General features: G+C 38.5%; 24 protein-coding genes. 1 reads left to right on the top strand and 23 read right to left on the bottom strand.

What is annotated here, in order from left to right:
- Positions 1–16: 16 nt before the first annotated feature.
- The 17 genes from fin to metG form a co-directional block, all read right to left on the bottom strand.
- A complete protein-coding gene (gene fin, locus LS684_RS00320; RefSeq protein WP_233808978.1) occupies positions 17–247 on the bottom strand; it encodes an anti-sigma-F factor Fin in 231 nt (76 codons plus the stop codon).
- A 90-nt stretch (positions 248–337) separates the two neighbouring features.
- On the bottom strand, positions 338–898 hold the full coding sequence (gene pth / locus LS684_RS00315) for an aminoacyl-tRNA hydrolase (protein WP_233808977.1): 561 nt from the start codon (positions 896–898) through the stop codon (positions 338–340).
- A gap of 230 nt (positions 899–1,128) precedes the next feature.
- Entirely contained in the window at positions 1,129–1,761 is a 633-nt protein-coding gene (locus tag LS684_RS00310) for a 50S ribosomal protein L25/general stress protein Ctc (protein ID WP_233808976.1), read from the bottom strand.
- Between the two features lie 301 nt (positions 1,762–2,062).
- Entirely contained in the window at positions 2,063–3,019 is a 957-nt protein-coding gene (locus LS684_RS00305; protein WP_233808975.1) for a ribose-phosphate diphosphokinase, read from the bottom strand.
- A gap of 19 nt (positions 3,020–3,038) precedes the next feature.
- Complete coding sequence (glmU, locus tag LS684_RS00300; RefSeq protein WP_233808974.1) at positions 3,039–4,412, bottom strand: bifunctional UDP-N-acetylglucosamine diphosphorylase/glucosamine-1-phosphate N-acetyltransferase GlmU; 1,374 nt, start codon at positions 4,410–4,412, stop codon at positions 3,039–3,041.
- A 234-nt stretch (positions 4,413–4,646) separates the two neighbouring features.
- Positions 4,647–4,937, bottom strand: coding sequence for a septation regulator SpoVG (spoVG, locus tag LS684_RS00295; RefSeq protein WP_003347151.1), 291 nt, complete (start codon positions 4,935–4,937; stop codon positions 4,647–4,649).
- A gap of 317 nt (positions 4,938–5,254) precedes the next feature.
- Positions 5,255–5,629 (bottom strand): RidA family protein, encoded by a 375-nt coding sequence (locus LS684_RS00290; RefSeq protein ID WP_233808972.1) that lies wholly within the window; start codon positions 5,627–5,629, stop codon positions 5,255–5,257.
- A gap of 20 nt (positions 5,630–5,649) precedes the next feature.
- Complete coding sequence (gene purR / locus LS684_RS00285; RefSeq protein ID WP_233808970.1) at positions 5,650–6,471, bottom strand: pur operon repressor; 822 nt, start codon at positions 6,469–6,471, stop codon at positions 5,650–5,652.
- A 58-nt stretch (positions 6,472–6,529) separates the two neighbouring features.
- Positions 6,530–7,399 (bottom strand): 4-(cytidine 5'-diphospho)-2-C-methyl-D-erythritol kinase, encoded by an 870-nt coding sequence (gene ispE, locus LS684_RS00280; RefSeq protein WP_233808967.1) that lies wholly within the window; start codon positions 7,397–7,399, stop codon positions 6,530–6,532.
- 397 nt (positions 7,400–7,796) lie between these two features.
- Positions 7,797–7,973: a small, acid-soluble spore protein, alpha/beta type gene (locus LS684_RS00275; RefSeq protein ID WP_233808965.1), complete on the bottom strand. Its 177-nt coding sequence runs from the start codon at positions 7,971–7,973 to the stop codon at positions 7,797–7,799.
- 267 nt (positions 7,974–8,240) lie between these two features.
- Positions 8,241–8,504 (bottom strand): biofilm formation stimulator Veg, encoded by a 264-nt coding sequence (veg, locus tag LS684_RS00270; RefSeq protein ID WP_233808963.1) that lies wholly within the window; start codon positions 8,502–8,504, stop codon positions 8,241–8,243.
- 245 nt (positions 8,505–8,749) lie between these two features.
- Positions 8,750–9,628, bottom strand: a complete 879-nt coding sequence (gene yabG, locus LS684_RS00265) for a sporulation peptidase YabG (RefSeq protein WP_233808962.1) — start codon at positions 9,626–9,628, stop codon at positions 8,750–8,752.
- Between the two features lie 140 nt (positions 9,629–9,768).
- The gene (gene rsmA, locus LS684_RS00260; RefSeq protein ID WP_233808961.1) at positions 9,769–10,647 is read right to left on the bottom strand and encodes a 16S rRNA (adenine(1518)-N(6)/adenine(1519)-N(6))-dimethyltransferase RsmA; all 879 of its coding nucleotides are present in this window, start codon (positions 10,645–10,647) and stop codon (positions 9,769–9,771) included.
- Positions 10,640–11,200, bottom strand: coding sequence for a ribonuclease M5 (gene rnmV, locus LS684_RS00255; protein WP_233811503.1), 561 nt, complete (start codon positions 11,198–11,200; stop codon positions 10,640–10,642). Before rnmV ends, rsmA begins: the two co-directional genes overlap by 8 nt.
- A gap of 153 nt (positions 11,201–11,353) precedes the next feature.
- Positions 11,354–12,538, bottom strand: coding sequence for a resuscitation-promoting factor (locus LS684_RS00250; protein ID WP_233811502.1), 1,185 nt, complete (start codon positions 12,536–12,538; stop codon positions 11,354–11,356).
- 239 nt (positions 12,539–12,777) lie between these two features.
- Positions 12,778–13,545, bottom strand: a complete 768-nt coding sequence (locus tag LS684_RS00245) for a TatD family hydrolase (RefSeq protein ID WP_233808960.1) — start codon at positions 13,543–13,545, stop codon at positions 12,778–12,780.
- A 121-nt stretch (positions 13,546–13,666) separates the two neighbouring features.
- The gene (gene metG, locus LS684_RS00240) at positions 13,667–15,637 is read right to left on the bottom strand and encodes a methionine--tRNA ligase (protein ID WP_233808959.1); all 1,971 of its coding nucleotides are present in this window, start codon (positions 15,635–15,637) and stop codon (positions 13,667–13,669) included.
- A 759-nt stretch (positions 15,638–16,396) separates the two neighbouring features.
- Between metG and abrB the strand changes: the two genes are divergently transcribed.
- Positions 16,397–16,672 carry a transition state genes transcriptional regulator AbrB gene (gene abrB / locus LS684_RS00235; protein WP_233808958.1) on the top strand — a complete coding sequence of 92 codons (276 nt, stop codon included), beginning with the start codon at positions 16,397–16,399 and terminating at the stop codon, positions 16,670–16,672.
- Between the two features lie 51 nt (positions 16,673–16,723).
- Here abrB and rsmI read toward each other — a convergent pair whose 3' ends face one another.
- The 6 genes from rsmI to holB all read right to left on the bottom strand — a co-directional run bounded on the left by rsmI (position 16,724) and on the right by holB (position 20,911).
- A complete protein-coding gene (rsmI, locus tag LS684_RS00230; RefSeq protein ID WP_233808957.1) occupies positions 16,724–17,599 on the bottom strand; it encodes a 16S rRNA (cytidine(1402)-2'-O)-methyltransferase in 876 nt (291 codons plus the stop codon).
- Positions 17,577–17,864 (bottom strand): GIY-YIG nuclease family protein, encoded by a 288-nt coding sequence (locus LS684_RS00225; RefSeq protein ID WP_233808956.1) that lies wholly within the window; start codon positions 17,862–17,864, stop codon positions 17,577–17,579. Before LS684_RS00225 ends, rsmI begins: the two co-directional genes overlap by 23 nt.
- Positions 17,851–18,594: a tRNA1(Val) (adenine(37)-N6)-methyltransferase gene (locus LS684_RS00220; RefSeq protein ID WP_233808955.1), complete on the bottom strand. Its 744-nt coding sequence runs from the start codon at positions 18,592–18,594 to the stop codon at positions 17,851–17,853. Before LS684_RS00220 ends, LS684_RS00225 begins: the two co-directional genes overlap by 14 nt.
- 95 nt (positions 18,595–18,689) lie before the next feature.
- Positions 18,690–19,070, bottom strand: coding sequence for a DNA replication initiation control protein YabA (gene yabA, locus LS684_RS00215; protein WP_233808954.1), 381 nt, complete (start codon positions 19,068–19,070; stop codon positions 18,690–18,692).
- 13 nt (positions 19,071–19,083) lie between these two features.
- Positions 19,084–19,911, bottom strand: coding sequence for a competence/sporulation regulator complex protein RicT (ricT, locus tag LS684_RS00210; protein ID WP_233808953.1), 828 nt, complete (start codon positions 19,909–19,911; stop codon positions 19,084–19,086).
- Positions 19,904–20,911: a DNA polymerase III subunit delta' gene (gene holB / locus LS684_RS00205; RefSeq protein ID WP_233808952.1), complete on the bottom strand. Its 1,008-nt coding sequence runs from the start codon at positions 20,909–20,911 to the stop codon at positions 19,904–19,906. Before holB ends, ricT begins: the two co-directional genes overlap by 8 nt.
- Positions 20,912–20,952 lie beyond the last annotated feature (41 nt).

The following is a 20,952-nucleotide window of genomic DNA, read 5'->3' as shown; positions in this document are numbered from 1 at the left end:
ACGAGTCCAAAGCCGTTCAATGGATTAAATAATCATATTGATGGTAGTCAGGATTTCGCTGTAACGATTCTTGACAATCTTCACAAATCGCTTTAATTTGCAAACTACCTGTTGAATCGTAAGAGATCATATCTTGACGTTCCTCATCTGTGAGTTTATGTAATCCTAACTTTTCCGTGTAAACGGACATGTTATCAATTGTTCCTATCTTTACCCCACAATGACGGCAGTGGTAATGGATGGCCATAAGACTGTCCCTCCCTATTCTAACAATTCCTACTGTTAGTATTTACGCATAGAGGGAGATTTATTCCACTTACCATCTTCAAATTATCCATCACTGATTAAAGTCATTCATAACTTGTAAAAAAGGCTTTTCTAACCATTGCTCACATGCATTCGTGCACTTAATAATGACCTCATTCATAGCCTCTTGCTCTTCTTTCGTAAAGCGACCTAAGACATAATCGGGAACCTTCATTCCATTTTGAGGGCGATCTACTCCTACTCGTATTCGCTTGAATTCCTGACTACCTACATGAGCTATCGTAGATTTAATTCCATTATGGCCACCCGCACTGCCTTTTTGGCGAAGCCTAATTTTTCCTACTGGCAGATCTAAGTCATCATATATCACTAGTAAGTCTTCCAAATCTATTTGATAGAAGTCCATTATGGCGCGTATAGATTCACCTGATAAATTCATATACGTAAGTGGCTTCAGAAGAAAGACCTTTTCTCCCTTTACATGGCCCATTCCAAATAACCCTTTAAATTTTGCTTGGTCTAAAGGAATTGACAGTCTGTTTGACATGTCATCAATTACATCAAACCCAATATTATGCCTTGTCTTATCATACTGTTTACCAGGATTCCCTAAGCCAACAATCAATTTCATTTTCACACACTCCTAATATAATACCATTTACCACATGAACCCGTCTTTTTCCTTCTTAAAAACCAAAATAAAAAGAGACTGACAAAATAAGACACTATCTCTCAATCGTCAGCCTCCCTATTCAGCGGATGGCATCTGGAGGTATCCATATAGAAAAGCATAGCAATAAACATGAGCTATGCCTTCTTTAGCTATGCTGGTAAACAATCCTTTGATGCTAGAAAACTCATTTATTCAGATGCTTCCGTCTCTCTTCCTTCTTCATTTTCAGGCTTTCCTGGTTCTTGTTCTTCACCTGTATCAATTTCTTCTTCTTGCTTAGGAGGAAGAATGGAAGCAATGACCTCTTCTTCATCATGATTGATTAGATACCCTTTTGATTGCTTAATATCAGCAATCGTAATGGTTTCACCTACTTGTAAATTCGCAACGTCTACCTCTATAGATGGAGGAATATCATTCGGTGAAGCTGTGACGGACACCTCATGCAATGGCTGCTGCATAACTCCTCCATCTTTTACACCAGCAGCATCACCTACCAGCACAATTCGAACGTCTGCATTGACTTTAGATGACTGATCAAATGCTAGGAAGTCCGCATGAATCATTTCATTTTTAATCGGATCCATTTGGTATTCACTTAAGATGACTTTTACCTCAGAGCCATTAATATTTAATCCCATGACGCCATTTCGCCCAACATCACGAATAGTCTTAATAAAATCCGCTTCGTTAATTGAAATCGCCTTATTATCCTTCTTGTTGCCATAAACAATTGCAGGGAAATTCCCTTCTCTTCTTAAAGCCGTCAATGCTGAACGTTTAAAATCTTTTCTTTCATTTGCTTGCAATAAAGCACTCATGTTATAAGTCCCCTTCCACTATTTAATTTCAAAGGTTGTCTATATAACAAAATGCCCTAAAAGCACATTCTCTAAACATGATTACGGGATTTTACTGGTTCTTTTCACAAGTCCCGCTACTAGAATGAAGAGCCTCATATTGCTCTACACCTTATTGTATCTTGGCAAGTCAAATCACAATATGGGATCTACTTCTATTCGAAAAAACAACTAAACAGCAGCCATCTCCAGTTCTACTTTCCCCTAGACTCGCCATAAGCAAGAAAGGCTTGCATTAGCTGCAAGCCTAATCATCCTAGGATTAATCAAATAAAGTACTAACAGATTGTTCTTCGTGCACTCGAATAATTGCTTCACCAATTAGAGGTGCTACTGATAATTCATGAATTTTTCCTGTTTTCTTCTCTTCTGGTAACGCAATAGAGTTCGTCACAACTAGCTCTTTAATTTTTGAATTCTCGATTCTTTCAATCGCAGGTCCAGACAATACCGGGTGGGTACAACATGCATATACTTCTGCAGCACCGTTTTCAACTAATGCATTAGCAGCTAACGTAATTGTTCCAGCAGTGTCTATAATATCATCGATAAGGATAGCTACTTTTCCTTCAATATTTCCAACGATGTTCATAACTTCTGCCACATTTGGCTTTGGACGGCGCTTGTCAATAATGGCAATTGGTGCCTTCAAACGCTCTGCCATTTTACGAGCACGTGTAACGCCACCATGATCTGGCGATACGATAACGATATCTCCATTTAATTCTTTTGTTCCGAAATATTCAGCTAAAATAGGAACACCCATTAAATGATCAATCGGAATATCAAAGAAGCCTTGAATTTGTGGAGCGTGTAGGTCAAGTGTAATAACTCGAGTAGCTCCCGCTGTTTCAAGAAGGTTAGCTGCAAGCTTTGCTGTAATTGGCTCACGCGCTCTTGCTTTTCGGTCTTGTCTCGCATATCCATAGTAAGGCATTACAATGTTAATCGTTTTAGCTGAAGCACGCTTTAAAGCGTCGATCATAATTAATAATTCCATTAAATGCTCATTAACAGGAGAGCTTGTTGACTGGATAACGAAAACGTCACAGCCACGAATGCTTTCCTCAATATTAATTTGGATTTCTCCATCGCTAAAGCGAGTTACTGAGCATTTACCTAGCTCCACACCAATTACCTTAGCAATTTCTGCAGCTAAATCACGATTGGAATTTAATGAAAATACTTTTAAGTTAGGATCTAAATATTGGTTCGACATGTTGGACCTCCGATTGCTTTTATTTCTTTAGATTCATCTTCGTTACATAGTTTTCTTTATTCACTTGACGAGCTCTAGCAATTGATAGCGCTTCCCCTGGTACATCCTCAGTAATTGTAGATCCAGCAGCTACATATGCACCTCTACCGATTGTTACAGGTGCAACTAAGTTAGAATTACAGCCGATAAACGTACCATCCTCAATCTTCGTTAGGAACTTATTTTTTCCATCATAATTTACGGTAATGGTTCCACAGCCAATATTTACATCTTGACCAACCTCTGCATCACCAATGTAGCTTAAATGAGAAGCCTTGCTTCCTTTTCCAAACTGCGATTTCTTAATCTCGACAAAGTTTCCAATTTTCACTTCATCATGAATATTGGACTTCGGTCGAATGTGAGCAAATGGTCCAATATTTACATTAGAGCCGATTTGACTATCATGTGCTACAGATTGACGAATGATGGTTTCATTCCCTATTTCACAATCCTGCACCTCTGTGTTTGGACCAATTTCACAATCAGCACCTATCACTGTCTGACCCATTAAATACGTACCTGGATAAACAATAGTATCTTGACCAATTTGAACATCAGCACCTATATACGTGTTCATAGGATCAATTATGGTTACACCATTTCGCATATGACCTTCATTAATCCGCTTTTTTAGAATCCGCTCAGCTTCTGATAAGGCAACCCGGTCATTTACGCCTAATGTTTCTTCAAACTCAGCTGTTTGAAAAGCAGAGACAACCTCTCCCTGAGCTTTTAGAATTTCCACTACATCAGGTAAATAATATTCGCCTTGAACATTATCGTTTGATACATTGCTTAAAGCAGCAAACAATGCTTGATTATCGAAGCAATACGTTCCTGTATTGATTTCGTTAATCTTTCTCTCTTCGTCTGAAGCATCTTTATGTTCGACAATTTTCGCTACTAGGCCATCTTCATTTCTGATAATACGACCATAGCCTGTCGGTTCATCTGCTAATGCTGTAAGAATGGTTGCCTTTGCACCTGTTTCTTCATGATGCTTAAATATCGCTTCCATCGTCTCTGCTTTAATTAATGGCGTATCACCACACACTACAATGGTTACACCATCTTTCCGATCTAACATTTCCTTTGCTTGCATAACCGCATGCGCAGTTCCTAGCTGTTCGGCTTGCAAGGCAAAACTGCTTTGTTCACCAAGCTGAGACTTAACAAGCTCCGCTCCATGCCCAATAATCGTTACAATCTCGTCTATATGAAGCATTTTGACTTGATCAACAACATGTTGAACCATTGGTTTACCGCAAACAGGGTGAAGAACTTTATAAAGCTTTGATTTCATTCTTGTCCCTTGACCTGCAGCTAATACGACGGCATATCGTTTAGACATTTAGTGGCCTCCATTTTTACCTTTTTATCCATTAAAAATATATCTTAAATACCTACTGATTTCAAGGTATGAAAGCAAAGTACATTTTTTTGTCAACAACCGTACAATTCTTTCGGGAAATTCTTTTGGAGTAATGTTTAATTGCCTTGACGGAGGGTAAAGGGGGGAATAGCCCATTCATTTGAAGGCATAAAAAAGAGCCTTACTTTCGAAGTAGGCCCTTGTTGTCAGATCCTAGGAAGCTCCGGCTTCTTCAAATTCAACTTCTAATTCACCTAAACGGTGGTATTCAGCCAATACAGCTTCTTGGATTTTTCCACGTGTTCCAGAATTTATTGGATGAGCAATGTCACGAAACTCTCCATCAGGAGTGCGCTTGCTTGGCATCGCAACAAATAACCCATTATTTCCATCAATTACACGAATATCATGAACAACAAACTCGTTATCTAATGTAATCGACGCGATTGCTCTCATTCGACCATCCGTATTTACGCGGCGTAATCTTACGTCAGTTACTTCCATTTTGTTCACCACCTTTTCACGATGAGATAGAAATTCTAGTTAAATTATTCAACAGATTTTTCAATATTCCTCCTTTTATCCAAAAATTTTTAGAAAAATTAGGGCAAAATGGTGAAACTTTAGAAAAATATGGCTTTTTTACCCATAATTAGACGCATAAAATTGGGTATTTTTGAGATAAGGTCGTTCTCTAAATATAGGTAGCTCTTCTATATTGCCGGGGAAGTGAGGGGGGATCTCGCCAACAATGCACAACAATATCCCTTTTCAACTCCAAAAAAAGACTATAGATCATGTCTACAGTCTTTTTTCGTCAATTATTTAACTAGTGCTACTATTTCTATTTCTACAAGCGCGTCTTTTGGCAGCCTTGCTACCTCTACGCATGAACGTGCAGGCTTATGAGTTGAGAAATATTCACCATACACTTCATTAATGGCTCCGAAATCATTCATATCTTTAATAAACACCGTTGCCTTAACGACTGATTCAAAAGAGGTGCCAGCTTCTGTTAATACAGCTTCTAGGTTTTTGAACACTTGATGTGTCTGCTCTTTCACATCTCCTGTAACCATGTGTCCCTCAGCAGTTAAAGGAATTTGACCAGAGCTATAAAATAGATTATTTACAACGATTCCTTGAGAATAAGGTCCAATCGCTGCAGGTGCAGAATTCGTTTGAACATATTTCATTTCAAAAACCCCCCTCTAAATTAATTATGCTTGAAGTAATTCCCTTCAGATACCGAAATCTTTTTCTCTTTCACATCTACATTTGATAGTTTAACAAGAGATAAGTAATCCTCAACTAGTCGTTCTTCAATTTCCTCAGATTCTACTAAAACGGCGATACCAGCCACTAGTGCATTAAATTCATCTAATAAGCTTACCATTCCGTTAATCGTTCCGCCTGCTTTCATAAAATCATCTACAATCAGCACCTTTGATCCTTCTTCTAGACTTCTTTTCGATAGGACCATCGTTTGAATTCGCTTAGTTGAACCGGATACATAATTAATACTCACAGTAGAACCTTCTGTTACCTTGCTATCTCTTCTAACAATGACAACAGGCACGTTGAGCTGACTAGCTACCGCATAGGCTAATGGAATTCCCTTTGTTGCAACCGTCATGACTACATCTATATCAGCATGAGCATAAGCAGAAGCAAATAACCTGCCTGCCTTTTGAACGATTGAAGGATTCCCTAGAATATCTGTCATGTAAAGATAGCCTCCAGGAAGTAGCCTTTCTGGACTTGCAATTAGCTCACAAAGTTCATTTATAAAAGGCTTTACCTCTTGATTACCTACTTTTACAAAAAATTTCACACCGCCTGCTGCTCCTGGAACCGTCTGTAACGTACCGATACCTCTTTGTTCAAAAGTCTCTTTAATGATCGCTAAGTCTTCACTAATAGACGATTTAGCCGAATCATATTTATCAGAGAAAAAGGTAAGAGGGATCAGTTGTCTTGGATGTTCTAATAAATAATTCGTCATATCAATTAGTCTTTCACTGCGACGAAACTTCATAGGCTGGAACCTCCACAAATCCGAATATTTTTAAATAATATAACACTAATATACGGATTTAATCAAGAGTATGCTGATCTCCAAGCATCCGTACAGCAAATACTTGATCACAAAATCCTCTCAGCCCATTGTAGATTCGCTGCATTCTAGAATCATGCTGGACAAGTCCAAATACCGTCGGACCACTTCCGCTCATTAACACCGCATCTGCTCCAAACCTCTTAATCTGATCTTTGATTTGAGCTACCTCCGGATGAAGCTTTAAGGTTACATCTTCTAAAACATTGCCCACATTTCTACATACAGCAGTGTAATCCTTTTGTTCAATTCCTTTGATCATTTCTTTCGTATTTGGGTGGTGTAAATCGGCTACCTTTAATCGACGATAGACATCTGAGGTGGACACTCCAATAAATGGCTTAGCAAGTACGACCCAGCATGTTGGAGGAGCTGAAAGAGCCTGAATAATTTCACCTCTCCCCGTCGCTAACGCAGTACCACCATACACACAAAATGAGACATCTGAGCCTATTTCTGCTCCAATTGCCGCTAACTCGTCCATAGACAATCCTAAGCCCCAAAGCTTATTCAATCCTCTTAAGGTAGCAGCTGCATCGCTGCTTCCTCCAGCTAATCCGGCTGCAACTGGAATATGCTTTTCTATTGTGATCTTAACTCCTTCTTTAACTTCGAATCGCTCCTTTAGAAGCTTTGCAGCTTGATAAGCTAAATTACGTTGGTCATCTGGAACAAACCGATTTTGAGAGTTAATAACAATTTCATCTTTATTTATTGATTGAAGTTCTAAGCGATCGGCTAGATCAATAGTTGTCATCACCATCTCTACCTCATGGTACCCATCAGGACGCTTATGCAAGACATCCAATGATAAGTTGATTTTAGCCGGTGCTTTTACCAACAGCTTCAAAATTTCCACCTACTTTATCCATTTCGCATCATATTTGTCCTATTTTACCACAAAACGAGTTGATACAGACATGGTCGCCTTGACAAATACGCTAATTAAACGTAATTTGTCGTATTTTTGTGATTCTGTTAATTGCGGATGAAAGTTCCCTCTGAATATGAAGCAAGCAAGAGACCCTCATGGATGTTTTTACTGCTTCTTAGCGGATCTCACTCTTTCTACCTCCGCCCTTGCTCCAAAACGGCACACAGCCATATATGAGCCTTATTTAATGAGGATCTTGTACCTTTATATATGATAAAGAGCCGAAGCAATAGCTCCGACTCGCGTGGTGATCTCCGTTCATCTTCAGTTAACTTTGACAAAATCCTCTGAGTGTCTTCATTCGTTCACCAGCTTAGGATTGATTTTTAAGTTGTTGCTGGGCCATTTCTATTGCCCGTTTCACCATGTTTCCCGCATCCCTTGCTCGAATGCCGCCCCATCCTTCCTTTTGGACGACATCATAAAAACCAAGTTCCTTCGCTAACTCTTCTTTAAACCCATCAGACATGACTCCATTTCTTCTGCCCAAAGTAACATCCCCTTCCTATTCACCACGTACCATTAGTATGGAAAGGAGTAATCCTTTTATTCGGAAAAAAAGGTTCATTGGCATTGGTCAGCCTTGGGCAAGTTAGCCTATTTAAAAAAGAAGGCACTCTTTGTCTTAATTCCAAATTGGCATATGGCCTTGAGGGGCAAGGCACCTCTGCTGGATGCCGAAGTGCTTATCCACAATCTATCATCTTAAACAAAAACAAAAAGCAGCAAACGTTAGTCCACTGCTCTTCCTAATATATTAGCTTAGTGCAATATTTCCTGATGTATCTTCGTAGAAGGTAATTTGAACCGTTTCTGTTAAAACATCCGCATAGCTGTATGATACACGTTCAAAAGCATTTTCATCTTGGTCTAATTCAATTACAAAAACGGATGGATAGGTTTCTGCAAGAACTCCTGAACGCTCAATAGTCTTTCTACGTCCACCATTCGCCTTCAGCATAAGCCGTTTCCCTAAATTTGAATCTAGAGCCTTCTTAATATCAATTAATGTTTTTGCCATTCGGTCCACCTCACTATGTAAAGTATATCACACTGACACCGAAGAAGTCAAACAAAAATATAAATTATACCAACAAATAATTTTATATGTCAATATTTTTTGTTCTACTTTTTCCGCTTATTTTCAACAATTTTAGGTTCTCCGAAAAAATTAAAGGTTATGTATGTATTTTAAAATAAGTATAACAGCCACTAACATACGAAAAATCAGCCAAAAAAATAAGCCGTTCAACGGCGGCTTATTTATCAGTGATTTGATTCTCCACTATAAGGCATACCTGTTCGAAGGACACCTCTTGTCTCGATTCCTCCCAACCCCTTCTCACCTGTTAATGTATTTCTTAGCACATCCCATACATTAATTCGTTCCATAAATGGAGTAAAGCTGATTTTCGCAACGATGTACACAGGATCAAGAGCATGTATGTTTACTCGTGAAGGCGAGCTTGCGAAGTTTGCACCTGCATGAATCAGTGATTCAAAGTGAGATTGACAAGCGCCTGCAAATATAACTAGTTGATCTAAGTGAGGTACCTTTTTTCTAGCTTCCCGTACAGTCTGCACAAAATGCTTCGAATGACGATAGGCGTTAATATCTGACTTATTTCCCTTTGTCTTTGTATAAGCATCATGCCCAGTAATAACTAGTATATCTGGACGGTAATACTCAATCAACTGCCCTATTTTGGTTGACATCTCTTTTTCATTACAATGAATTCCCGTTACAGGGATACCAATTTTTTCATAAAGAGTAAGGCATTTTTTCAAATAAGAAGGATCCCCATCAAGATGAAGAACTTTCCCGGGAATTTGAAAGTAATTATTCGGTTTACTATATCCCTCTGTTGTTTCGTATTCTTGTCTGTTTTGGAGAAGGTTCACTTCTTGGCGAAACAGTTGATATGATTGCTCTTCAAGTGATTGAAATTTTTTAGCGATCCTCATTTGATCCTGCTGGCTCATCGGCACTAAATCATCATAAGGAGCATCCGCTACAAGCCGGAAGTCCTCCCCATAAAGAATGGCTATTTTCTTCCCATTCACTTCTCTTATATCGATAACCCGAAACATAATATCACAATTATGAGACACCCTTCCGACAATATCCATAATGCTTATAGCCATGTTGGTCACTCCAATTACATCTAATTGAGCGAGTCTAGTTATATATCCCTCTCCCTTAAATTATGCATTTGTCTAGATGGGTGTGCCGGATTGTTTTGTCTGGTGAAAGAAGGCAAAATAAAAAGCCCTGTACAGGACTTTTATTGAAAATAAGGATATAGGGCATCGCTTAGGCGTGCAAATTCTTCAATAGACAGGGTTTCTCCTCTTCTTCCAGGGTCTACCTCTGCCTCGCTTAATGCAGCAAGAATTTCCTCTTTACGCAACTTTCCGTCTGGTAGCTGACTTGATAAATTGTTTAAAAGGGTCTTTCTTCTTTGAGCAAAGCTTGCACGGGTCACTTGGAAGAAGAAATCTTCATCCTTCACCTGTACGAGCGGCTCTGTCCGCTTAATGAGACGAATCACAGCAGAGTCTACATTCGGTTGCGGGACAAAAACGGTCTTTGGTACAACCATCGCAATTTCAGCCTCTGTATAATACTGAACAGCAATTGATAATGAACCATAATCCTTTGTTCCCGGCTTTGCAGATATCCGATCAGCTACTTCCTTTTGAAGCATTACGACAAGCCCTCTAATCGGCAATTTCTCTTCTAAGAGCTTCATAATTATAGGTGTCGTTACATAATAAGGGAGGTTTGCCACCACCATGACATCATCATACTCATTAAATTCCTCTGCCATCACTTCATTTACATTCGCTTTTAATACATCTGAATGAATGACCTTTGTATTTGAATAAGGCGCTAACGTCTCTTCTAGGATAGGTAATAGACGTTGATCAATTTCAAAGGCTACTACCTTTTTGCTTCTTCTTGCTAACTGCTCAGTCAATGCTCCAATACCAGGACCAATCTCAATGGCTCCTGAGCTTTCTGTTAAGTCTGCATGGTCTACAATCCTTTTTAAGATATTCGTATCAATTAAGAAATTTTGGCCTAGACTTTTCTTAAAAGAAAACCCGTGCTTTTCCAATATCGCCTTTGTTCTTATAGGGGTAGCAATATCTTTATTCATGTTGATCCTCCTTACGCATTTCTTCTATTGCATGTGCAAATTGCTCTTTCGTAATCTCAAATATCATCAGACGCTTATGAAGCTGCTTTCCATTTGTGTATCCAATCTTTAAGAGCTTCCCAAGTCTTTCTCTTCGTTCCTTTGAACCTTCACCACCAACAAGCCCTGCGTCCAATAGGTCTTCCTGTGTGATTTCCTCCTTAGGGGCTTCTGACATCATCTGAGCGTCCTTTAAAGCTTGTCTAATGACTTCAGGTGAGGCGTGCTCTACCCCTACCCCTTTACCGAGCTTATGAATAGCCTCAGCCTTCTCAATAAAGGCATGCTTGCAACTAGGTACATGCTCTAGGATTGTCTGTCGTATTTTTTGTCCAGGGAAATCTGGATCTGTTAATACGATGACTCCTCTTGTTTCAGCAGCCAATTTTATTTTTTCGATGGTTTCCCTATTAATAGCAGAACCATTCGTTTCGATCGTATCTGCATTAACTGCTCTCTTAATGGCTGTTGTGTCATCTTTTCCCTCAACCACAATAATTTCTTTAATTTTCATCATTTCCTCCAAAAACAAAATGAAAAATTTGAAAAAAACTTGAAACATTTTTGTAATCTAAATCGTCTAAATATGTGAATGCTCTTTATTATATCTTAAAGGTTACTTTCTCCCAAATAAAAATGCAGAGGAAAGGTTCCCCTGCATCTGAGATTAATTTAGAATTTTAATTTTTACAGTTCTTCTTCCCCAGCGATATGCATCCGCTTTAGATGCAAAGAATACATCGATTTTATTCCCTTTTACGGAAGATCCTGTGTCAGCTGCTACAGCATACCCATAGCCTTCGACATAGACTTTCGTTCCTAGCGGGATGACACTAGGGTCAACGGCAATTACTTTAATATCTGGATTTGCTCGTAAATTAATCCCTGTTGCCGTATTACCTGAGCACCCACTGCAATTTGCTGTATAAGCAGTAGAAGTTACATACATTTCTTTTCCGCCAGACGGAGCTGTACCACGAGAAACTTGCTGTGCAACTACTTTTGTTCCAACAGCCACAACTTGATCTTGCTTTTCTTTTAAGGTCTTTTCAGAAAGTAGTTTTCTAGATACTTCTTTTCCATTTTCTAGAATGACTTCGTATTCTTTAGAAACTAAACCTTCTTGACCCTTCGTCATCACTTTTTCTGTTCCTTGGTTTAGGCTGCTATCCTTCTTGGATACAACAGCATAATTAATCGGTTCTTCCACTACATCGGTGACTTTTTCAACTCGGATGACATTGACAACCGTATTTGCTTTAACCGGTTCTTTAACATTTGGTTCAACGCGATCGAATTCATTTAGTGTAATTCCTTGCTGTGATAAAAAGTCAGCGACCGTAGTCGAAGTTGACCAAACCTTTTCCTCTTTACCGCCATCAACTAGCGTTAAAGCAAAAGCTTTATTGACTTCAATTTCAAGATCTTTTTTGATGACGTCATCTACCTTCGGATGTACCTCATCATATTCGCTCAGAGTGATATTTTGCTCTTTCAACAATTCTCCCACAGTATCTACTGTGGTCCAAACCGTTTTCTTCTCGTTATCTTTTACAATATGAACCTGTTTGGCCGGCTTCCAAACCACTTTTAAGTCGTTTTTAACCTTGGTGTTCTTTTCAGGAAACACATAGTCTTTTGAGTTTAGTGTTACATTTATTTCTTCTAGTAGCTCTTCAATCGTTGCTGCGTGTGTTTTAACTGTTTTTTCTTGACCATCAATTGTAAGTGCTACTGTTTTTTTCGTAGTTTCATAAATTAGGAACCCAAATGCGGCTGCAAATACTACGAAACTAGTAGCGATAATGGCCAGTTTCTTCTTACTCAAAGACTTGGAAAACAGGTTTTTCATGTTTTGAATCACGATGAAAAACGCCTCCTTCTCTCTCGGAGTGATTATATAGAGTATCTTGTCGGCTGTCAACCTAAACCTATCACTTGGAACGTATTCCCTATTATGCAAGAAGCTCAAGAGAAAGGAAAGAAAGACTTATCGACATGGTTATCCTATGAGAGGAAGGAGACTTGTAGAACTTTTTAGAATCGGAATTCATTTGGACAAGCTTTTTGATGATCCGACAAATTTCACTATCAATTTATGCCGAATAATTTCTTTGCATTGTTCGTTGTTACTTCTGCTACCTCTTCAAAAGAAATCCCCTTTATCTGAGCAATTTGTTCAGCCACTAACTTCACATAACTTGGTTCATTTCTTGTTCCCCGATGTGGATGAGGTGTTAAATAAGGGCAATCGGTTTCAATTAACAATTTCTCTAATGGGATCGCTTCTGCCACTTCTTTAGGTTTTTTTGCATTTTTAAAAGTAACTGGGCCACCTAAAGAAATATAGAAGTTCATATCAACGCATTCTTGCGCAACTTCCACGCTGCCACTGAAGCAATGCATGATTCCTCCCACATCTTTAGCATCCTCTTCCTTTAGAATCTCTACAATATCTGCTGTTGCATCACGATTATGAATAATAATTGGTAGATTCACTTTTTTTGCAAGTTGAATTTGCTTTCGGAATACTTCTTTTTGAACTTCTTTCGGGGATTTATCCCAATAGTAATCCAAACCCATTTCACCGATGGCGACTACTTTTGGATGATTTGCTAACTCTTCAATCCACTTTAAATCTTCATCTGTCATATCAATGGCATCAACTGGATGCCAGCCTACCGCTGCATAAATAAATGGATATTGATCAGTCAATTCCATCGCCCTTTTTATCGTTGGATGGTCAAAACCAACCACAACAATTTGTCCAACCCCTTCTCCTTTTGCTCTTTCTATAACCTCTTCTAAATCTTCATCGAATTGATTTGCATTTAAGTGAGCATGTGTATCAAACAACATATCCTAAACTCCTTCATTTTTAGTTGAACTTTTTCGGCAAAAATCTTCAAAAAAGGAAAAGCATAGCTCTATTTCGACGTATTGTTACACGTGAAACATTCCTATGCTTTCCTCTTTTGTCTTATTTTACCCGAGAACCAACGGGAAGTGATTCAGCAATTGTCGCTAGAGATAAGATATCCCCTTGTTTACCTGCTAATATCATTCCTTCAGAACGTTCTCCCCTTAGCGTAACTGGCTTAAGATTAGTCACACAAATAACTTTTCGACCGACAAGCTCTTCTGGCTTATAGTGCTGAGCAATTCCCGAAACAACCTGACGTTTTTCATAGCCTAAGTCAAGCTGTAGCTTTAATAATTTATCTGCTTTTTTAACTGGCTCTGCTTCTAGAATTTCAGCTACTCTTAGATCTACCTTCATAAAGTCATCAATTGCAATTTCTTCACTATCAGGCTTTTCAACAGCGGCTGGAGTCTCTTCTTCCTTCTCCTCAACAGGAGCTGATCCACCTTGCATTTTGGTCTTTATAAAATCAACCTCTTCATTCAAGTCTAGACGTGGGAAAATAGGATTCCCTTTTTCAACTTTCGTTCCTTCAGGTATGATTCCAAAGCTCTTTAAACTATCCCAAGAAGTGAACTCTTCTCCGCTCACATTTAACTGCTGGAAAATTTCTTTCGGTGTTTGTGTTAAGAACGGCTGTAACAGCACAGCAACTCTTCTTAGCGATTCAGCCAAATGAGTCATAACACTAGCTAACTCCTCATTCTTTGCCTCATCCTTCGCTAATACCCAAGGCTGTGTTTCATCAATGTACTTATTTGTACGACTAACAAGCTGCCAAATGGTCGTTAAGGCAACAGAAAACTCCATTTTTTCCATCGCTTCTTCGTATTTTTCAACGGTTTCTTTATTTAATTCAAGCAAACTCCTGTCAAATTCGCCAGCAGAGCCTTTGTAAACTGGAACAGTTCCATCAAAATACTTATTGATCATCGCAACAGTTCGGTTTAAAAGATTTCCAAGATCGTTTGCAAGGTCAAAATTAATTCTCTCAACAAAGCCCTCTGGAGTGAATACGCCATCAGAGCCGAACGGTACTTCTCTTAATAGATAGTAGCGAAGGGCATCTAAGCCATAGCGATCAATCAACGTCACTGGATCGACTACATTTCCTTTAGACTTTGACATTTTGCCATCTTTCATTAATAGCCAGCCATGGGCAAACACTTTTTTCGGAAGTGGTAGATCTAATGCCATTAATAAGATTGGCCAGTAGATTGTGTGGAAACGTACAATTTCTTTTCCAATAAGGTGAACATTTGCTGGCCAATAATTTAAGTATTTAGAGTCATTTTCAGTTCCATAGCCAAGAGCAGTAATATAATTTGATAATGCATCAATCCAAACATAGACTACATGTTTAGGGTTATTTGGAACCTTTACTCCCCAATCAAATGTTGTTCTTGAAACAGCCAAATCTTCAAGACCTGGTTTAATAAAATTATTTATCATCTCATTCTTACGAGATTCAGGTTGGATGAACTCTGGATTCTCTTCGTAATATTGGAGAAGACGATCGGCATATTTACTTACCTTGAAGAAATAGGACTCTTCTTTTACTTTTTCAACAGAACGTGAGCAATCTGGGCAATTTCCATTTACTAATTGTCTTTCTGTAAAAAAAGATTCACAAGGAGTGCAATACCAGCCTTCATATTGATCGAGATAGATATCGCCTTGCTCAACTAAACGAGCAAAAATTTTCTCAACAATTTGCTTATGACGATCTTCAGTTGTACGGATAAAGTCATCGTATGAAATGTCGAGTTTCTTCCAAAGATCTTGTATTCCTTCCACAATCTCATCTACATATTGTTGAGGAGTAACACCCTTTTCTTCTGCTTTTTGCTGAATTTTTTGTCCATGCTCATCTGTACCTGTTAAATACATTACATCAAACCCGCGCAGGCGCTTATAGCGAGCCATTGCATCCCCTGCAACCGTTGTATAGGCATGTCCAATGTGGAGATTTCCACTTGGATAATAGATCGGCGTTGTGATGTAAAACGTCTTTAATTTATCTTCCATTATACTTTTTCCTCCCTTTAAGGATATGTAAGAAAAGCGCTGAAGCTAGACAATGCACTAACTTTGAGAACTTATACCTTCTTAACTTCTAAGAAAAGACTTCAGTCACATTTAACTAGAAAATCTTCCAGCTTAAACAATTGTTCTTATGAAACAGTAGATAGCAACGTTTAAGTTAGTAAGAGTAACAAAAAACCTCGCCCAATAGGACGAGGCCGGAATGTTCAAACTATGAATCATCGTGCCAAGCTTGGGCCATGTTCATTCAGTTGTTACACTCGTCATCATATCCTCTTATATCATCAAAATATACCTAAAAATTAGAAAATGTGCAACTAGATGAAGCCCTCTGAAACAAATTAAACTAACGACTAATTGGCGGGATCTCTTTTAATCCAAATGAGCCTAAAAAATATTCGCTATCCCCAGAAATTCATTAGTCCATTCGAATGATATTTGTGTCGAATAAAACAAAGAAAATTGTCGTTTATTGTCGAATTGTCGATTGGTGGCAATACTATTGTAAGATAATCTTCACTATAAGAATAGAAAACATTGGAAGTCTTTGAAGCCACTCAACATCCAAAACCCTAATATACCAACATTTTTTATAGACCAAAATTTTCTATATAATTTTCATTAAAAGTAATTGACGTTTATGGGAATGGCTGGTATTATTAACTCAACCGAAAAAAATGTCGAATAATGACGAAACTATATAAAATATAATTAGGTTAAATTGAGAGGAGTAACAAAATTATGAAATCTACTGGTATTGTTCGTAAAGTTGATGAGCTAGGTCGTGTGGTAATTCCAATCGAATTAAGACGTACTCTTGGAATCGCGGAGAAAGATGCACTTGAAATCTATGTTGATGACGATCGCATCATCCTTAAAAAATATAAGCCAAACATGACTTGCCAAGTAACTGGTGAAGTATCTGATGATAACATTTCACTAGCTGGTGGTAAGTTAATTCTTAGCCGTGAAGGTGCTGAGCAATTACTTTCTGAAATCCAAAACAGCTTTAAATAATAGTTGATTATACAAAAAGAGCTTCTCTTTTGAGAGAAGCTCTTTTTTCCATTATTGTTCAATATGAAATGCATGGTACACATCTCGTTTGTTCATTTCACGCTCTTTAGCTACTTGCTTAATAGCTTCTTTTGAATTCATCCCTTTTTCTTCTATATAATATGTGACATGATCCGAAAGGGACAGCATTTCCCACCAATGTTGTTCATTTTGAAAAGCCTCTCGCTTTCCTTCAACGATGATACAGAATTCCCCTCGAACATCATCTGTATTTGCCCATTGAATCGCTTCCGAAATCGTCCCACGGATAAACTCCTCGAATTTCTTTGTTAGCTCTCTGCAAAGTGCGATGGTCCGGTCTCCAAAGGTTTCCTCCATTAATTGCAATGTTTCCTTTAATCGGTGAGGAGCCTCATAGAAAATAATACTCCCCATTTGATGTGATAAAACCTCTAATTCTTTGCGCTTTTCTTTTTTATTTCTTGGCAAAAAGCCATAAAAGTAAAATGGTTGTGTATCAAGACCAGATGCAATTAAAGCGGTTAAGGCTGCATTTGCACCTGGAAGTGGAACAACTGCTATCTTTTGCTCAATCGCTGCCTGGACCAACTCAAATCCCGGGTCAGATATGGTAGGCATTCCTGCATCACTAACTAGTGCTATTTTTTCCCCATCATGCAGCTTTGTTAATAGCTTTTCACCGCTTACTTCCTTATTATGCTCATGATAGCTTATTACTGGGGTTGTAATTTCAAAGTAGTTACACAGCTTCTTTGTATTTCTAGTATCCTCAGCTGCAATCCAGCTCGCTTCTTTCAGCATGCGGATGGCACGATAGCTCATATCCTCTAAGTTTCCTATTGGAGTAGGGACAAGGTATAAAATCCCTTTCTGTTCTTCATTTTCAAAGCTTTTTTGCTGCCACATAATAACCACCTGTTTCCTTCATTAAGAAATCTTCCTTCTTTTTCCGAGACCATTGTTTAAAGGTATATTCCGCCTTTAGTGCCTCCCCTTTATTAGGGTAAGCTTTAGAGTATACCACCATGACTGGTCCTCTACCTCTTGTATATTTCGCACCTTTTCCCTCATTATGCTGCTTCACTCGTCTTTCTAAATCATTGGTATAGCCACCATAGAAGCTCCCATCCTGGCAAAGAAGCACATAAAAAAAGTGACTATTGCTTTCCATATAAAATTTCTCTTATTTCTGGTGAATATTCATTTCCTTCATTATATACAACAAGTGGAGGTAGAATTTTCAGGTCTGGATTTCCATCCTTTATTGCTTCTATTAATAATGTGTTGGCTTCTTTTCCCGCTTTCGGATAAACGAACTGAATCCGCTTTGGCTCCAGTCGATACTTTCGCATGAGGGTCACAATATCTAATAAGCGACCTGGACGGTGTACAAATGCGACTTTACCACCTTGTTTCACAAGCTGGCTCGAAGCAGCAATTGCATCTTCTAATGTACAGTGTATTTCGTGTCTTGCAATGGCTAAATGCTCATTTTCATTGATTTCTTCCTTAGAGGGGGTAGGGAAATAAGGTGGATTACATGTCACTACGTCATATTTCCCGTAGCCTAATATGTTCGGCATCTCCTTTAAATCCCCATGAATCATATGTAAACGATTTTGTAGCTCATTATATTCAATACTTCTCACGGCCATATCGTATAGCCTTTCCTGGATTTCTACCCCTGTAATTGTACCTTTGGATCTCTTGCTTAAAAATAAAGGAATGACTCCATTCCCACTGCAAAGATCGAGCAAATTTCCCCTTTGAATTGGCACATATACAAAACGTGCTAACAGAACGGCATCCAGTGAAAAAGCAAATACAGAAGGACTCTGAATAATTCTTAAATCCTCAGCTAATAAGTAATCTAACCGCTCATCGCCCTTTAATTCAATCATCTTTCTTCCTCCAACAACTTCCTTATCATATAGTTAGCCCAATTCTTTGAAAAAATAGCCTTCCTTATGAAAAGGAAGGCTGATGAAAATTTTTTTTATTTCTTATTCAAGAAGGATAAGCAGAACAGACAATCTCCCTCTGTTCTAGGACTCCCGAAATGTAAATTACAAATATGAAAGCCCTCTTGATATAACCGTGCCAAATTGTCATACCCCTCACCAATATCGATGATTTTTTCATCATTGGGTGGACTTGCTTTTCCTTTTTTATGATTTCGAACATTTTTGCGATTTATCTCTTCAAATTCAGTTGTTTTCTCAAGCCGTCGTCTCAAATGGTCATTTTCCAGCTTTAAAGAGTTATTCTCTTCTAGAATTTCCGCCAAATGCTGCTTTAACTCACCAAGCTGTCTATATAGTTGTCCAATTTGTTCTTCCATATTACTTACTGAGTCAAAGATTTCTTTTTTATCCACGAATTCCACCTCATTAATCTGTGGATTGTACAGACATTGTGCCCTCTTTCATAATCTCTTCCAACGTATATTCTAGGACCCGTTCTCTCTCGGGTACTTCCACTTGAAGAACTCGTTCTAAAATATTTAAACCAACCACTTTTCCTACCCCATCTGGTGTGGCAATTGTCTCTCCAATATCAGGTAGCTGTTCTTTAGCTGTTTCATACTCATCATTTTCATACTTTAAACAGCACATTAAGCGCCCGCAGAGACCAGATATTTTCGTAGGGTTTAGTGAAAGGCTTTGATCTTTTGCCATTTTAATAGATACTGGCTCAAAATCACCTAGGAATGTAGAGCAGCAAAGCATTCTCCCGCATGGGCCAATTCCACCGAGCATTTTCGCCTCATCTCGAACTCCGATTTGTCGTAGCTCAATCCTAGTTCGGAAAATAGCCGCTAAATCCTTTACCAGCTCACGGAAATCGACTCTCCCATCAGCTGTAAAATAAAAAATGACTTTATTTCGATCAAAAGTGTACTCAACATCAACTAGCTTCATATCTAACTGATGTGTGATCACCTTCTCACAGCATACCTCATAGGCTTCTTTAGCCGCCTCTTTATTCTCTTCGACAATTAATCGATCCTTTTGATCTGCAATTCTTAGAACCTTTTTTAAAGGAAGAACTACATCATGCTCCTCCACCTGCTTACGAGCTAGTACGACCTTTCCATACTCAACGCCCCTTACAGTTTCTACGATTACAAAATCGTCCTTTTCAATTGAAAGATCTCCGGGATCAAAATAATATATCTTACCCGCTTTTTTAAAGCGTATTCCTACAACATCATACAAATGTAGATCCCTCCTGCAATTTTAACACAAGCTGTTCCATCAACAGCTGCGGATTCATATTTGCATGCAGCTTTCTCTTTGCATCCAAAATAGCTGTCATCTGCTCTGTGAGACGACGTCCGGACGTTTGTAATGCATATTGCTCTAAACGGCTTTTTTCCTTGAGAAAAACAACCTGACTTGTCTTGTCTAGCTGTATATATAATAAATCTTTAAAAATAAGAAGTAGTAGATCTAGACCTCGATCAAACTGTTCTTTTTCTTTAAAGTGCAAAAACCAATCCTCTTGAAGACTAACCATCGCTTCTAACGGATTCTTCTTCAGCACTTCATATAATTTTAACACTATTTTTTGTGCTTGTGCAAACCAATCATCACGACTTAGCTCGACAGCCTCTTCTAAATTATTGGTAAGTTGGGCAAGTAATGGAGAAAGCGATTCCGAGACTCCACTCGCTCCAAGCTGTTCAATCATGCCTTTTGTAGATAGCGGCTGAAATGTGATGCTCTGACATCGAGATAGAATCGTAGGAAGGATCCTTTGAGCCTGTTCCGTTACTAATATGGCAACCGTATCAGAATGAGGCTCTTCAAGAAACTTTAAGAGGCTATTCGCTGCGTTAACTGTCATTTTATCTGCGTGGATAATCGTGTAGATTTTCTTTCTAGATTCGACCCCTGTCTTGGAGAATTCTGCTTGCAATGATTGAATCTGCTGTTTTTTAATTGAAAGTCCATCAGGCTCTAATAAATGAATATCAGGGTGATTCCCATGATTAATTCGCTTACAATTAGAACAGACTTCACAAGGCTTTACCCCATCAATTGGGTTATCACAGAATAAGCTTTTGGCAATCAGCACACTTACATCCTTCTTGCCAGTTCCTCTCATCCCTTCAAATAAATAAGCGTGGGCAAGCCTCCCCTTCTGTATGCTATTCTTAAACATTTTTAACACATTAGGCTGCACTTCTTCAAGCTGATCCCACGTTTTTGCCAAACCTATCACTCACTTACGTTTACAAGTTTATTAGAAATCCA

The sequence above is a fragment of the Cytobacillus spongiae genome, from assembly GCF_021390075.1.
The sequence above is the reverse complement of the archived record's forward strand: the minus strand, read 5'-3'. Positions and strand labels throughout refer to the sequence as shown.

Coding starts and splice junctions, on each gene's coding strand:
- fin (WP_233808978.1), bottom strand. CDS start 247: ATGGCCATCCATTACCACTGCCGTCATTGTGGGGTAAAGATAGGAACA.
- pth (WP_233808977.1), bottom strand. CDS start 898: ATGAAATTGATTGTTGGCTTAGGGAATCCTGGTAAACAGTATGATAAG.
- LS684_RS00310 (WP_233808976.1), bottom strand. CDS start 1,761: ATGAGTGCTTTATTGCAAGCAAATGAAAGAAAAGATTTTAAACGTTCA.
- LS684_RS00305 (WP_233808975.1), bottom strand. CDS start 3,019: ATGTCGAACCAATATTTAGATCCTAACTTAAAAGTATTTTCATTAAAT.
- glmU (WP_233808974.1), bottom strand. CDS start 4,412: ATGTCTAAACGATATGCCGTCGTATTAGCTGCAGGTCAAGGGACAAGA.
- spoVG (WP_003347151.1), bottom strand. CDS start 4,937: ATGGAAGTAACTGACGTAAGATTACGCCGCGTAAATACGGATGGTCGA.
- LS684_RS00290 (WP_233808972.1), bottom strand. CDS start 5,629: ATGAAATATGTTCAAACGAATTCTGCACCTGCAGCGATTGGACCTTAT.
- purR (WP_233808970.1), bottom strand. CDS start 6,471: ATGAAGTTTCGTCGCAGTGAAAGACTAATTGATATGACGAATTATTTA.
- veg (WP_233808963.1), bottom strand. CDS start 8,504: ATGGCAAAAACATTAATTGATATTAAGAAGGCTCTAGATTCAAATTTA.
- yabG (WP_233808962.1), bottom strand. CDS start 9,628: ATGGCTATAAGCATTATGGATATTGTCGGAAGGGTGTCTCATAATTGT.
- rsmA (WP_233808961.1), bottom strand. CDS start 10,647: ATGAATAAAGATATTGCTACCCCTATAAGAACAAAGGCGATATTGGAA.
- rnmV (WP_233811503.1), bottom strand. CDS start 11,200: ATGAAAATTAAAGAAATTATTGTGGTTGAGGGAAAAGATGACACAACA.
- LS684_RS00250 (WP_233811502.1), bottom strand. CDS start 12,538: ATGAAAAACCTGTTTTCCAAGTCTTTGAGTAAGAAGAAACTGGCCATT.
- LS684_RS00245 (WP_233808960.1), bottom strand. CDS start 13,545: ATGTTGTTTGATACACATGCTCACTTAAATGCAAATCAATTCGATGAA.
- metG (WP_233808959.1), bottom strand. CDS start 15,637: ATGGAAGATAAATTAAAGACGTTTTACATCACAACGCCGATCTATTAT.
- abrB (WP_233808958.1), top strand. CDS start 16,397: ATGAAATCTACTGGTATTGTTCGTAAAGTTGATGAGCTAGGTCGTGTG.
- rsmI (WP_233808957.1), bottom strand. CDS start 17,599: ATGTGGCAGCAAAAAAGCTTTGAAAATGAAGAACAGAAAGGGATTTTA.
- LS684_RS00225 (WP_233808956.1), bottom strand. CDS start 17,864: ATGGAAAGCAATAGTCACTTTTTTTATGTGCTTCTTTGCCAGGATGGG.
- LS684_RS00220 (WP_233808955.1), bottom strand. CDS start 18,594: ATGATTGAATTAAAGGGCGATGAGCGGTTAGATTACTTATTAGCTGAG.